Origin of the sequence: Devosia submarina (assembly GCF_003056345.1) — a bacterium.
GTDB classification, from domain to species: domain Bacteria; phylum Pseudomonadota; class Alphaproteobacteria; order Rhizobiales; family Devosiaceae; genus Devosia; species Devosia submarina.
In genome coordinates this window covers 1-13693 of the sequence record NZ_PYWB01000021.1, presented here as the reverse complement: position 1 = coordinate 13693, position 13693 = coordinate 1, and the positions used below count along the sequence as shown (strand labels likewise).

The following is a 13693-nucleotide window of genomic DNA, read 5'->3' as shown; positions in this document are numbered from 1 at the left end:
GGATGGATCGAGGACTACTGTGAGGTTCACCCGCACTCCGGGCTCAAGTTCCGCTCACCACGAGAGTTCCTGCGCCTCAGTGCTTAAACCCAATCGCCGCCTGTCCGGTGAAACGGGGCGCACTCCAGCTCTGAGCACCCAAGTTGACTACCGACGCATCAACGACGCTGTTGGGGTCGACTCTATCGCCTATCTCCGTTCGGCACCCGACAGCACCTTCTATAAGAGGAAGGCAGCGATCCTGTGGCACCTGAGGTTCTTGCTGGCGGAGAGTGTGGCAGACATTGATGACGCGTTGGAGCGGGGCGAGAAAAATCTGGACTGGCGTCTAGACCAGGCTCGTGTGTACGCATACCTGATCATGGGCGTCGCGGCTGAAACCCGAAAAGGCTCGCGCTCACAAAAAGGCAAAAGCAAAAAAATCGGTCTGAAGGCCCTAAGCAAGAAGGGAGACTTTCGAGAGAGGCTTGTCGAAAGCGCAGGCAAGGCAGGACTGGTAGGGATACTCATTCTGTCGATCGCGGGCGTGCGCCCTGCAGAAATTGGCAGGGGCGTTTCGCTGAAGGCGAAGGGTGAACACGGGCTGGATATCCTTATCAATGGGGTGAAGCACACCCAAACAACCGGCCACAAACAGAGAGCTCAACGGCATGATGCGCGTAAGTGGAGCCTAACTGCAAAACTCTTGGCTCTCGTCAAGAAGGCCGGAGGCAGGTTGCTGTTCTCGCGCAGCCCGGAGTCGCTGCGCGACGACGTTAAAAGAGCAGCCGCGCGAGCAAAGTTACCAGCCACCATCGCCCCTTACACTATCCGTCACCGATTTTCCGCAGACCTAAAGAAAGCAGGTTGGTCACCGGTTGAGATAGCAAAGGCTATGGGGCATGCGTCGACCAGGACTGCCGGCCGGTACGCTCGAAAGCAATCAGGTGGGAGGGGCGGTACCAGCAGTATGACGGCAGTCTGGGCTTCGGGCACCGTGCGCGAGTTCATCAAGCCAACACTGGCGGAATATGCTAGGATGGGAAGTGCAAATCCCGATGCTCCGGCATCTGAGGAGTTCGAGCCCTAGGTTCAACATGAGGGTTGAGCTTCTCTATCTGCTCTGCGCCCCATAGAGGCCATTCCTCTCGTCTTTTGATTCCCCAAAGGCGGACGCGCTGAAGACTTTGCCGGCACAGCCTTTGCGGTGCATCGTTACCTGGCTAGTTTCTGGAATTGACGAGCCCTCAATTGATCGATCAATTCCGGTTGCCATTATCTGAGCTGGGTCAGACTTGTGAACCGAAGTGTCGATGACGTATTGCGCTATTGGCGCACCTCTCTCGCTGATGGTGCATTGGGCGAGGGAAAGTTCAGCGAACGAGATCGCCAACGCCTCATCGAGCTTTCTTCTGAAACCTTGAAGGGCGGCGTGCTACCGGAAGGCGCCGTCGGCAAGCTGTTTAAGGATGCGCCAAAGGCGAAGGTCGTTGCGGTGCGGTTTTGGCCCCTGGTTGTTGCCAAGCGTATTTACCACGGCCAGGCACGCGCTGATGGCCTGCCTGACCTTGTCGCGCCCGTCGTTACGGAGGCGCTGGTCGACCGCGATGGTCAAATTCTTCCCCAACGCAACGCGATCGCGCGCGACTTGCTCACTCCACTGCCGAATGACGAATTCACCATCGGTGCAGTGGAGGCAATGGATCGTTTCCTAACGGAAGAACCGTTGCGATATGACGGCTCTTCGGACTGGTCGGTGTACCTGTCCCATTGCCGTAAGATGGTTGACGCTGTGGCTAAGGGTTGGCCCACGGGCGACTTGCACTATGGCGCTGCAGGATTTGGTCTGCTGGAGCTGGCCGAGGACGCTTCGGCGACAATTCGTAATATCTTGGACTTATACGACAAGCTCCTCGCAGATCGACCTGACATACCGCTCCTTGAGGAACTCGTCTCTCCTGCGTCAGCCGCAGCCGCTGACCCGAGGATTGAAAAGGCGCTTGCGCGCCGATTGGGCCATTCAAACCCACATTTCCCACTCGCTGAACAACAAAGACAGGTTCTGGCTTGGCTTGACGCAGCGCAGCTGGGTGAAGTGATCGCCGTTAATGGCCCGCCGGGAACGGGTAAGACGACCCTTCTCCTGTCCGCCGTTGCGGGTCTCTGGGTTCGGGCCGCCCTCAATGGTGGGGATCCGCCAGTCATCGTGGCCACATCTTCGAACAACCAGGCCGTCACCAACATCATCGACGCCTTCGGCAAGGACTTTGCCGCCGGTGAAGGCCCCCTGGCCGGGCGCTGGATACCAGACGTCAGCAGCTATGGCATTTTCCTGCCTGCCAATTCGCGCCGGCAAGAGGCGGCCGAAAAATATCAGACGGACGATCTCCAGACTCGCCTGGAAAGCCAGGAAGGCTTCCAAGGTGCCAAGGATGCTTGGCTATCCTCTGCATGCGTCGCGTATCCTAACGTCAAGGGGGACGTTTCCGACCTTGTCGCTGCCCTGCAAAGGGACATCGGCGCCGCATAGTGACAAAACTCGTGGAGGCGGACCGAAGCTTCGAGCGGCTTTCAACGGCGCTCGACAATGTCCGTATGTTGGGAGCTGACCCCGCGGCGGTAGAGGAACAAGCTCGGGCGGTTGTGGCAGATCGCGCAAGTTCACTACTACACGCAAAGGGCCACCGCTCAGAATTTGAACGTCAGCAGGCCCAAGAATCCGGCCTATTGGCATTGTTCAGCTTCCTGCCCGCTATCGAGCGGAAGCGCGTTTTTCAAGCACGTCGCGCTCTCGGGGATATGCCCGGGCTCGATGGGCTAAGAAGTATCTCAGACATTGAGCAACATTTGGCTCAGGCTGTCCGAAAAGCGGAAGGGGAACACGCCACTGCCATGGGCACCCTGACCAATGTCAGGAAACTGCGAAGTGAACTAGACGCTGCCGAAGCGGCTCGGCGGGTCGCGCTGCAATCACTGGATGGAACCGCTGGCCTTGAGGATGGCCTGGAGGACCGCACAGATGTCGGCATCCGTTTCGAACTGTTTCGTTTGGCGACGCACTACTGGGAGGGACGCTGGCTAATGGCAATGGAGGCAGATCTCAAGGGGATCGCTGCCTCGGGACAGAGAAGAGGCCGCGCCGCGCTCGTACCACGTTGGCAGCGGCGCATGATGTTGATGCCCTGCGCGGTCTCAACCTTCGCTACACTGCCGACGAAGCTGGCCTATAGCCGCCGCGATGGTAGTGTGTGGGCAACCGACTACCTCTACAATTTTATCGACCTCCTGATCGTGGATGAAGCAGGCCAGGCTCTGCCTGAAGTTGCGGGCGTAGCCTTCGCTCTAGCCAAACGCGCGCTCATCATCGGCGATTTGCAGCAGATAGAACCAATCTCGTCTGTGCCCCGCGCCGTTGATATTGGGAATTTGCGCGAGACCGGATTGCTGGGGCCTCAAGCGGATATCGAAAGCCTCACCGCGACAGGTGTCTGCAGCACTTCCGGGAGCGTCATGCGTATGGCGCAGGTGGCCAGTCGCGTCTCTCCGTGGCCTGATCTGGCGCCAGGTCTGTGGCTCTTCGAGCACCGCCGCTGCCATGACGAAATTATCGAGTACAGTAGTGCCATGTGCTACCAGGGCAAGCTTTTGCCTCGCAGGGGACCTGCGCCAGCCGACGCGCCTTTGCCCGCCATGGGCTATGTCCACATCGACGGAAAGGCCGTCAAGTCGTGCAACAGCAGATCGAACTCATCTGAAGCACAAACCATCTCGTCATGGATCGCCCAAAACCGCCAGATGTTGGAAGCTCGCTATAATCGCCCCGTCGAGCACATTGTCGGCGTCGTAACCCCTTTCGGCGCTCAAGTTCGTGAGCTGCGCAAAGCCTGTTCCTCACACAAGATCACTGTGTCCGGTCCCAGGGCCATCACAATCGGCACCGTGCATGCGCTACAGGGCGCAGAGCGCCCGGTGGTGATCTTTTCTCCTGTCTACTCCAAGCACGCAAACGGCGGCTTCATCGATGCTTCCACCAGCATGCTGAACGTCACCGTATCGCGCGCCAAAGACAGCTTCCTGCTGTTCGGTGACATGGACTTGCTAGCAGGTGCGGCCCCAGGATCACCTCGCGCCTTGTTGTCGAGGTTTCTTGATCAGCCTGGTTGCGAGCTGGAATTCCAACAACCGCCGCGCCAAGATTTACAGGAAAGCCCGGGACAGCTGCAAAGTCTTCGCGACGCCGGCGAGCACGACGAATTCTTGCTGAGCGTCCTGGCGAGCGAAGCGCATCGATACCTCATCGTCAGCCCATGGATTAAATTGCGCACCATGGAGCGTACAGGCATTTTGGCTGCCCTCAAGGCTGCCGCTGACCGAGGCGCAGTTGTCGAAGTCTACGCCGACCCATTGCTGAATGCGGATCTTATTTCCAATGGAAAGCGACAGATCGATGAAGCAGAAGATGCCTTGAAGCAAATTGGCGTCACATTGCACCGGCTGGAGAAGCTCCACAGCAAGATTGTCGCCGTCGACGACAGCCTCCTCTGTGTGGGGTCATTCAATTGGCTGAGCGCCGACCGAGAGGGACGATACGTTCGTCACGAGACTTCCTATGTCTATCGGGGGGAAGACATAGAGGCGGAAATTCGGGTGACGAGGGACGATTTGAAGCGGCGAGCCAAATAGTCGACTCGCAAGAACGAAAGTCACCATAGGCAATGGTGCGCCCCTAAGGAGACGTTCGTTCGCTTAGAGGATTTGCCAAAAGCGGCCGCCTGATTAAGGCCAAGCAGAAGCTAGAATGGATAGACGGAGATCGGAAGATTACCCGGGTGTGCGAGGCGGCATCCATCCACGTTGCCGAGCTGCTGCCCGCCACAGGCGTTTTCGTGCATCAACCGTTTCCAAATGCTTGTAGGTCCCTGCTGAAAACTTCTCCCAATCTAGCGCCATCCCCTGCTTGACGAGCTCTGCGGCGAGGTCGCGACAGTTCGGTAGGAAGCATTGGCCGACCAGACGGTCGTAAGAGAGTTCTGGCTTGATGTGGGCGGTTACGGTCTGGCCTTTGCAGAGCTGAACCAACGCCCATTTGGCTTTCTGTCCGTAGGGATGATCAAGTTCGGGAGCGTCGATGCCGGCGAGGCGGATGTGCACCTTATCTATGACGATAGTGTCGCCATTGATAACCCAGCATGGACCCTTGATGATGTGGGCGGGCACCGGCTTGGCGGCAGGCCGGGTTAGAACCACAACACTTTCTCGGCGCACAGCCCAAGACTTTGTCGGGTAGTCTGAAGGTCGGGGTGGAGCACTGGGCCTTGCCCGGAAGAGGCTCATCAAGAAGCAAAACATGCCCATCTGCTCCCCCGGCGGCATTGCGGAAGATAGCTTACCTAGATTGCTGCGGAACGGAAGTGGCTGTGCTGCACTCCTCAGTTGTGGGCCCGACGTCAAAGTAACTTTGCGGGAATGCGCCCATGCCGGACGTTCAACGATCGCTAGGTGTTCTCCAAAGCTGCCAATTAGAGTTCGAATAAAGTCGCGGCGATGTAACGATCGGTATCGGAGCCGTGGTTGAAGTAATACACAGTAAGCGCTCTGCCGTTGTTAAGCACGACCGTTCGCGGATACCCGAGGTCGGACATACCTGCGTCATCGCGCAGAATAGTGTCCTCACCCCAGTTCCGACCGTCATCGCTGCTGGTGCGGGCGCGCATGCCGAACGGCGCGTCACGGAAGCCATAGACCAACAGCAGCTTCCCGTCGCCGAGCCGCGTCAAGGTCGGAGGATTGCCGCCAAAGCCGGTATTGTCAACCGCCCGGCCCTCGAGCGTCCAGCTCTTACCTTCGTCGACAGAACGATATTGCTCGATCCAGGCCTTGCGGTCCGGACCCTTGCCCGGCGTCGAACAGCGCACAAGCGAGAGAATGCTGCCGTCCTCCATCTTGAGCGACGCCGGCATGATCGCATAACCGTCCGGCTCTTCGCCGACAAAGCTTTCGAAGCTGAAGCTCTCGCCGCCATCGCGCGTCCTGAGGCAGAACACCCGCCCTTCCTTGCCATTGCTCTTGACGGCGGTCAGCAGGAATAGCGCATCGTGCTGCCCCAGCGGCACGATATCGGTACGCGCCGAAATCCCCGTCAGACCGAAATCGCCGAAGCGATAGGGCCCGGCCCAGTTGTGGGCGCGGTCGCGGCTGACATAGAACCAGCTGATCGAACCGTTGTTGAGCCCGGTGCGCGCCGCCATTACGATGGTTTCAGGGTCGAGGAAATCGATGGGACGATCAAGCGGCTTCAGGTCGCGATCTGGCACGATATTGGGCTGGCATTGCAACGACTCGACCACATGCTCGTCGCCTGACAGCGACGTGCCGCCGGGGGTATGGCCGGTAAAAGGTTCCGGCGTCCACGTCCGTCCGCCATCGAGGCTGCGCGCCTGCTTGCCCACGAACGGGCGGGTCATGTCGCGGGCATGAAGGTTTTCCTGCGCGCCCTTGAACCCCTGCGAAAAGATCGCGACGATTTCGTCACCCCAGGCCCAGAGCCCGTAATTGGCCGGCCAAGCGGCGTATTCTCCGGAGACGCGATAGACTTCGAAATGCTCGATCATATAAATTTCCTCGTTGCGCCCTTCGGCGCTCGGGTTTGATGTTGGGAAGAGCGACGTCTAGCCTTTGACGCCGCTCGTGACCGCGCCGTCGATGACGAAGCGCTGGGCGAAGAGGAAGACGATGATGATCGGCATGGTGATCAGCGTCGCCATGGCCATCACTACATTCCAGCGTGCATCGGGTCCGCTCTGTAGCAATTGCAGGCCGATCTGAAGCGTCGCCATGTCCCGCGAATTGGTAAGGATTAGCGGCCAGATGAACTCGTTCCAGGCGCTCTGGAAGCTCAGCACCCCCAGCACCGCCATGGCCGGCCGCGCCAGTGGCAAGAGGATGCGCCAGAAGATCGTGAAGGACTTGGCGCCGTCGAGACGGGCGGATTCTTCGTACTCGATAGGAATGCGGGTAAAGAATTGCCGCATCAGGAAGATACCGAAGGGCGTTGCCGCCGTTGGCAGGATCATGCCCCAATAGGTGTTGAGGAGACCCGTGCCGCTATTGCCCAACCAGTCATTGCCACCCGCAAACGGGATCTTCTGCACGATCAGAAAGACCGGCACGATCTGGCTTTGCGCCGGCACCATCAGGAGGCCGACCACAAGCGCGAAGACGATTGTCTTGCCGCGAAACTGCATGCGCGCCAAGGCATAGCCTGCCAGCGAACAGAAGACGAGATTTGAGATGGTCGAACCCAGCGCGAAAACCAAGCTGTTGACCAATTGCCGTCCACTATCGGGCAGGTAGATCACATCGAGATAATTCTGCCATTCGAGACCCTGCGGCACGAAGCTGGGCGGAAACTGGAACACCTCCGCATCCGCCTTTAGCGAGGTCGACACCATCCAGAGGAACGGCGCCATTGTCGCGAAGGCCGCAAACAGCAGGAGGCCATAGCCGACGATCCGTTCGCCCAAGGGGATGAACCGCGACAGCGAAAACGAGCGCTCGTCCGTCCGCGCCGGAGTGGATTGGGACGCCACGACGCTCATGCCTCGCCCCTCCGCATGATTTTTGTGCCCACCAGGGAGAACAGCAGGATGACGAAGAACAACACCGTGGACATCGCCGCCGAATAGCCGAATTCGGTATAGCCAAAGGCGGTCTGGTACATTTGAAAGACGATGGTCTCCGTCGACCCCAGCGGGCCGCCGCCTGTCATTACATAGATGGCGCCGAACACCTGGAACGATTGCACGATCAGGATGATCATTAGGTAGAAGGTCACCGACGCCAGCATCGGCACCGTGATGCGCCAAAGGATCGAAAACTTGCTGGCGCCATCGAGCCGCGCAGCCTCGTAGATTTCCTCGGGAATATCCTGCAGGCCGGCGAGATAGATGATCATTGCCGTGCCGAAATCGCGCCACACCGCCATGATGATCAGCGCCGTCATGGCAAGGTTCGGCGAGGACAGCCATGGCTGCGGACCAAGCCCGAGCGATACGAAAAGGCCGTTCACCGGCCCCGAATAGGGCTCGTACAGATAGACCCACACCACCGCCGCCGCGATCAGCGAGGTCAGCACCGGCAGGTAGAAGATGGTCCGGAAGACGATGCGGAATGGAAACTTGCGATTGAGAGCCACTGCCGCCAGAAGCCCCAGCGCCATGGTCGGAAACGTCACGCCCAACGTGTAATAAATCGTGTTGCCGATGGCCTGCTGGAAACGGCCGTCCGCCATCAGTCGGAAGTAATTGTCGAGACCGACCCAGTTGGTCGGCCTCAGGAACGAAATGTCGGTAAAGCTCATCCCGATCGTCGCGATCGCGGGCAGGAGCAGCGAGAGGAACAGGATCAACAGGGCTGGGGCGAGAAAGGCATAGGCGCCCCAGGTCCTGTTGAAGGGTCCGACTGTGGCCGATCGGGATGACATGGTCGCTCCTAACCGCGGTCGAGAATGATCTGCACTTCGGCCGCCGCGGCGGTCAGTGCATCTTCGACACTCGCCCGCCCGAACATGGCTTCCTGCACTGCACGGGCGATAATCGTGACCATGCGCGAGAACGCCGGAATGGCCGGCGCTTCCTGCGGCGCGTAGCTTGCGGTTTCCACGAACTTGGACAGGTAGGGATCGGCCTGCACCGCCGGGTCCTGCTGCGCCGATTTCAGCACCGGCACGTTCTTGCTCTCCACTGCGAACGCAACCTGCTGCTCGGGCGAGAGTGCGAACTCGACGAAAGCGACGGCGCCCTCGATGTTCTTGGCATCGCGCGGAATGGCATAGCAGAAGGGATCGACAAGCGAGGTGAAGCCGCCATTTTCCATTGGAATGGGCGCCACATCGAATTCGATACCGGCCCGCAGGGCGTTGTTGGTCGAATAATTGCCAGCAATGATCATCGCAGCACGCGCCGTATTGAAGGGGCTGGCAAGACCGCCTGGCCCAAGGCCAAACCCGAGATCCGACACTCGGTCGTCGATCAGGAGGCCCTTGAGGAAGGTCAGCGCCTTGACACCTTCCGGCCCGGCAAAGCTTGGTGCGGAAAGGTCATCGTTGAGCAGCTTGCCGCCCGCGCCCTGGAGGAAGATCGTGAACACTTCCCAGGCTTCGAGGTCGTTGTGGAACAGCGAGAAGCCGGCACGTTCGAGGAACCCCGACTCCTGCCGCTTGGTTAGGGCAATTGCCCAGTCGCGGAACTCGGCCCAAGTCTTGGGCGGATTTTCCGGATCGAGCCCCGCTTCGACCACATGGGCGCGGTTGAAACCGATGCCGCGCGACGTGCCATACATCGGCACGGAATATTGCGCGCCGTTGATGTGGCCATAGGCCAGTAGCGACGGGTCGAGATCGTCCATCGACACACTGAGCGCTTCGCCCAGATCAAGCATGCGGTCTGCGGCGGCATAAGTCAGGTTGTAATCCCAGTGCTGCACGAAGAGGTCCGGCGCCGTATTGCCGTTGATTGACGTCAGAATTTTTTCGTTGAGCTGTGGCGGCTCGGCATAGAGCGTGCTCACGAGGTTGCGCTCGGGATGCGCTTCCTTGAAGGCAGCTTCCAGCGCTTCGCCCGCCACTCGCTTGCTGCCCGCGAACTGCGACCAGAACACCAGTTGCTGGTCCTGTCCGAAGGCCCGGCCGATCGAGCCGCCTAGCCCCAGCGTCAGGCTCCCGGCGGCGACGCCGAGCAGCAATTGACGCCGATTTAGGCCCACCTTGTTCTGCTTTTCCATTTTTCCTACTCCCTTGAATTGAGCGGTGAAGCCTCTCCTCGCGCTTCACCTGATTTCCTGCGTTACACCTCGGTCCGGCGGGATCGCGAAATCCCATCGGCATCGAATACCTGCACGCTTGATCGATCGACGCTCACATTGATGGCCTCGCCTGCACGCAATTTGGGGTCGCCGTTGAACAAAGCCGTAAAAGGCCGCCCCTCTTCCCCGGCATGCACGATCGTGTGGAGCCCGAGCCGCTCGACAGCCTCAGGCACCACCGAAAACTGCACTTGCCTGCCAGCGCCGAGTTCGAGCGCTTCCGGCCGTACGCCAAGCGTCACGCTGTCGCCTGCGTAAAGATGCTCGCCGCTGAACGGCAGCGTCACGACGCCGATGCGCAGCGCATCGACCGAAACCGTCGCGCCATCGACGCTTCGCACCGTTCCGGCCAGAAAATTCATCGGCGGACTGCCGATAAAACCGGCGACGAACAGGTTCGCGGGATTGTGGTACAGCTCCATCGGCGGGCCGACCTGCTCCACCCTGCCCCCGTTCAGCACCACAATACGGTCTGCCATGGTCATGGCTTCGAGCTGGTCATGCGTCACATAGACCATGGTCGAGCCGAGCCGGCGGTGTAGCTGAGTCAGCTCGGAACGCATCTCCATACGCAGGGCCGCGTCAAGGTTCGACAGCGGCTCGTCCATCAGGAAGATGCCGGGCTTGCGCACGATGGCCCGGGCAATCGCCACGCGCTGGCGCTGCCCGCCGGACAGTTTGGATGGCTTGTCCTGCAAGCGGGTCGAAAGCTGTACGATCTGCGCGGCACGCGCGACTTCGGCGCGAATTTCGTCCTTGGACCGCCGCTCCATCTGCAGCGGAAAGGCGATGTTGTCATAAACGCTCATATGCGGATAGAGCGCGTAGTTCTGGAACACCATAGCAATGGGACGCTGCCCGGCCTGGCTCGACGTTACGTCCTTGCCGCCAATGGCGATCTGGCCTTCGCTGACTGGATCGAGCCCGGCAATCAGGCGCAGAAGCGTGCTCTTGCCGCAACCGGACGGTCCGACGAACACCGCGAACTCACCATCGCCAATCTCGAGCGATACGTCCTTAAGCGCGTTGAAAGCGCCGTACGTCTTCGACACTCCCGACAGTTCCAGTTCCGCCACGAGCTCCCCCCTTCACGCCACTAGGCGCTTTTTCGGCCGTCTGCAAAATGAAGTTGCATCATATCGAACCGCATGTAAATAGTTGATTGTTCCTTTGCTTAAACCTGTGATTGTATCAGTGACCCAACAGAAGTTTTCCAACGCCGCCTCGACGCTCGAGCGCCCGGAAACCCTGCCCCTTACCGGCATCGTTGCCGCTTCCCTCACACCGGTGAGCGAGGATTTCCGCGTCGATGTCGAACGGCTCGAAGAGCATCTGCGCTGGCTCCTTGCGCAAGGTTGCACCTATGTCTCCCCATTTGGATCGACGGGCGAAGGACCTTCGTTTTCGGCTTCAGAAAAGCGGCAGGCGCTAGAGGCATTGGCGACAAACGGCTTCAACATGCGGCGCGTCATTCCAGCAGCGATGAGCGTCGCGCTTGACGACACTATCGCCACCATCGAGGCCGCTGCCGATCTCGACTGCCGCGCCGTCCTGATCGTCCCGCCCTATTATTACGGCGCCAGGGCCGAAGGCATCGCCGCCTATTTTGCCGCCTGTGCGAATCGCCTTGGCGGCTTTCCGATCGACGTCGTGCTGTATCACATCCCTCAGCTGAGCCGGGCGCCCTTCACTGCCGAGCTGATTGAGATGCTGCTGAACCGGCACGGCGATCGCATCGTCGGCATCAAGGATTCGACCGGCATCGAACCGCAGACGCTCGAGCTGCGCCGACGTTTCCCGCAATTGCAGATTTTTACAGGCGATGATCGCGTCTTCCCCGCCTTGATCGGCAATGGCGGCGCCGGCATGATCGGCGGCATGCCCAACATCGTCGCGGCCGAGCTCGCCCAACGCTACACATCGCCGGAACAGCGCAATGATGCCGATGCCATCGAGCGCGCGGCGCGGCGCATCGAAGCCGTCGATGCCAATGGTGGCGTCGTCGCGCTCAAGGCGCTCAAGGCGCACATGACTAACGACCCTGCATGGAGCCGGCCCATGCCGCCCCTTCTGCCGCTCGATGATGCCGGGACTCGAACTCTTGTTGAAAGTTTTGCGGCAACCGGTTTTGATTTCGGCACCCGCCTCGGCTAACAAGGCGCCGCCCCAGAGGGATTGGAGATCGCCGATGCTTTCGGCCAAAAGCGAGCAAACAAACGCCCAGTCTCCGGAGCACAGTTCCGGCACCGATATCGGACTCAATCGGCAGGCTGCCTATCGGCGCTTCCAGCAATTGCTGTTGGCCGGCGATGTTCGTCCCGGTCAGAACCTGTCGCAGCGCGAGCTCATGGCCAAGCTCGGCATTTCGCTTGGCGCCCTGCGCGAACTTCTCGCCCGGTGGGAGGCCGAAGGGCTTCTTTCGGTCATGCCCCAGCGCGGCATCCAGATCACTTCTGTCGATCTTCGGATGATCCGCGAATCCTACCAATTGCGCATCGCCTATGAACGCGAAGCCACCATCTACGCCCTCGATCATATCGGCGACGATGCGCTCATCGCACAAAAGGCGCTGCATACCTTGGTCCTCGAGCGCGCCTCAGGCGGCATCACCGCGCAGCTTCTCGAAGAAGCGCAGAACATCGACAGCAGCTTTCATGAATTCCTTATCGCCGGCACCGGCAACGAGACCCTGATCCAAGCCTATTCGATCAATTCGCTTCGGGTCCGCATGATCGCTCTCGACCGCTTCCGCCTTAATCCCGTCGTGCTTACCCCTGCCCTCGAAGACCATCTCGAAGTAATCGACGGTATCATCGCCCGCGACCGCGATCGCGCCGTCTCGGCCATGGAGCGGCACATTCATAACGCTAGGCAGCGAGCAGTAGCATTCTAACGATGGTCACTTGTCACCGGCGTCCAAGTTCACGCCAGACGCGCCTCAAGAAACAGCCGGGGATCAATTAGCTTTTTGCTGGACACCAGGACGGTGCGAGACATTAGGCGTTGTTAGATCACCCCACCGAGTGCGGGCTTTCGGTGCTTCAACCGATGACGACAGGAAAGCGCCCCTCAGTTTCTGCCCTTCCTGTATTCCCCTTAGGCTCCCAAAAGCTGCCGTCACTTAGCGGTGAACGACAAAGGCGGTGGTCACTGCAAACACCGATTAATCTTCTTGTCAGCCCGCAGTAGACAAACCTATGAGCCGTTTGCAGTCATCGCAGGATGATAGACCACCCACAGTTTCAGGCTCAGCGCTCGGACAGCAACGTTTTCGCTTTCCGTCGCCTCAAGTGGGGCGCTCCACCAAAGCAGTTCCGTGTGGAGACCGTTTTGCGGGCGCGGCCTAGCGCGCCGATTCAGCGCCCACCGGCATCGCTCAATTACGACGAAATGCATGGTGTCGCAGCCGGTGCCGAACCGCTAAAGGACATACCTCTAGTCACGCCTGCCACGGACTTGAACAAGCGACGAATGCGGGAGCGAACTATTGATACAGCGGTTTGGGCCGCTGCGATTGTCTCCGTCTTATCGCTTGCCGCTGCGCTCATCTGTACTGGCTGGAGCCATTGAGCCATCCTGGATCAACACTTCACGATCTGTATGCCGAAATTGGCAGGACCCTTGTCGTCTGGGGATGGCTTGAGGGTGAGATGATCGACGCGAAGATTAACTGGCGTCACACTGCACCTGAACTAGCCACCGAGCCGTTGCGAGCGTTCTTGATGGATGGAGTGCGCCCCGTTTCACCGGACAGGCGGCGATTGGGTTTAAGCACTGAGGCGCAGGAACTCTCGTGGTGAGCGGAACTTGAGCCCGGAGTGCGGGTGAACCTCACAGTAGTCCTCGATCCATC

At 59.6% G+C, this 13693-nt stretch carries 11 protein-coding genes; 5 read left to right on the top strand and 6 right to left on the bottom strand.

Annotated elements, in window-relative coordinates; all coding sequences use genetic code 11:
- The first annotated feature begins 274 nt into the window (after nt 1-274).
- The 3 genes from DDE77_RS19115 (at nt 275) to DDE77_RS19105 (ending at nt 4662) form a co-directional block, all read left to right on the top strand.
- Complete coding sequence (locus DDE77_RS19115) at nt 275-1069, top strand: tyrosine-type recombinase/integrase (RefSeq protein ID WP_157959966.1); 795 nt, start codon at nt 275-277, stop codon at nt 1067-1069.
- A gap of 207 nt (nt 1070-1276) precedes the next feature.
- Nucleotides 1277-2509 (top strand): DEAD/DEAH box helicase family protein, encoded by a 1233-nt coding sequence (locus DDE77_RS19110; RefSeq protein ID WP_157959965.1) that lies wholly within the window; start codon nt 1277-1279, stop codon nt 2507-2509.
- Nucleotides 2509-4662 carry an AAA domain-containing protein gene (locus tag DDE77_RS19105; protein ID WP_108399082.1) on the top strand — a complete coding sequence of 718 codons (2154 nt, stop codon included), beginning with the start codon at nt 2509-2511 and terminating at the stop codon, nt 4660-4662. Before DDE77_RS19110 ends, DDE77_RS19105 begins: the two co-directional genes overlap by 1 nt.
- Nucleotides 4663-4800: 138 nt before the next feature.
- On the opposite strand, the gene DDE77_RS20285 is transcribed toward DDE77_RS19105, so the two are convergent.
- The 6 genes from DDE77_RS20285 to DDE77_RS19075 form a co-directional block, all read right to left on the bottom strand.
- Nucleotides 4801-5313 (bottom strand): thermonuclease family protein, encoded by a 513-nt coding sequence (locus tag DDE77_RS20285; RefSeq protein ID WP_108399085.1) that lies wholly within the window; start codon nt 5311-5313, stop codon nt 4801-4803.
- Between the two features lie 185 nt (nt 5314-5498).
- The gene (locus DDE77_RS19095; protein ID WP_108399081.1) at nt 5499-6590 is read right to left on the bottom strand and encodes a sialidase family protein; all 1092 of its coding nucleotides are present in this window, start codon (nt 6588-6590) and stop codon (nt 5499-5501) included.
- A gap of 57 nt (nt 6591-6647) precedes the next feature.
- Complete coding sequence (locus DDE77_RS19090; RefSeq protein WP_108399080.1) at nt 6648-7577, bottom strand: carbohydrate ABC transporter permease; 930 nt, start codon at nt 7575-7577, stop codon at nt 6648-6650.
- Nucleotides 7574-8461 carry a carbohydrate ABC transporter permease gene (locus DDE77_RS19085; RefSeq protein ID WP_108399079.1) on the bottom strand — a complete coding sequence of 296 codons (888 nt, stop codon included), beginning with the start codon at nt 8459-8461 and terminating at the stop codon, nt 7574-7576. The genes DDE77_RS19090 and DDE77_RS19085 overlap by 4 nt, the downstream gene beginning before the upstream one ends.
- Before the next feature lie 8 nt (nt 8462-8469).
- Nucleotides 8470-9759: an ABC transporter substrate-binding protein gene (locus DDE77_RS19080; RefSeq protein WP_108399078.1), complete on the bottom strand. Its 1290-nt coding sequence runs from the start codon at nt 9757-9759 to the stop codon at nt 8470-8472.
- A gap of 62 nt (nt 9760-9821) precedes the next feature.
- Nucleotides 9822-10916, bottom strand: a complete 1095-nt coding sequence (locus DDE77_RS19075) for an ABC transporter ATP-binding protein (protein ID WP_108399077.1) — start codon at nt 10914-10916, stop codon at nt 9822-9824.
- Nucleotides 10917-11034: 118 nt separating this feature from the next.
- Between DDE77_RS19075 and DDE77_RS19070 the strand changes: the two genes are divergently transcribed.
- Together DDE77_RS19070 and DDE77_RS19065 are read left to right on the top strand one after the other, a co-directional pair.
- Complete coding sequence (locus DDE77_RS19070) at nt 11035-11994, top strand: dihydrodipicolinate synthase family protein (protein WP_157959964.1); 960 nt, start codon at nt 11035-11037, stop codon at nt 11992-11994.
- A 34-nt stretch (nt 11995-12028) separates the two neighbouring features.
- A complete protein-coding gene (locus DDE77_RS19065) occupies nt 12029-12733 on the top strand; it encodes a GntR family transcriptional regulator (RefSeq protein ID WP_108399075.1) in 705 nt (234 codons plus the stop codon).
- Nucleotides 12734-13693 lie beyond the last annotated feature (960 nt).

Excerpts from the sequence above, each read along its gene's own strand:
- DDE77_RS20285 (WP_108399085.1), bottom strand. The coding sequence starts at position 5,313 with ATGAGCCTCTTCCGGGCAAGGCCCAGTGCTCCACCCCGACCTTCAGAC.
- DDE77_RS19095 (WP_108399081.1), bottom strand. The coding sequence starts at position 6,590 with ATGATCGAGCATTTCGAAGTCTATCGCGTCTCCGGAGAATACGCCGCT.
- DDE77_RS19090 (WP_108399080.1), bottom strand. The coding sequence starts at position 7,577 with ATGAGCGTCGTGGCGTCCCAATCCACTCCGGCGCGGACGGACGAGCGC.
- DDE77_RS19085 (WP_108399079.1), bottom strand. The coding sequence starts at position 8,461 with ATGTCATCCCGATCGGCCACAGTCGGACCCTTCAACAGGACCTGGGGC.
- DDE77_RS19080 (WP_108399078.1), bottom strand. The coding sequence starts at position 9,759 with ATGGAAAAGCAGAACAAGGTGGGCCTAAATCGGCGTCAATTGCTGCTC.
- DDE77_RS19065 (WP_108399075.1), top strand. The coding sequence starts at position 12,029 with ATGCTTTCGGCCAAAAGCGAGCAAACAAACGCCCAGTCTCCGGAGCAC.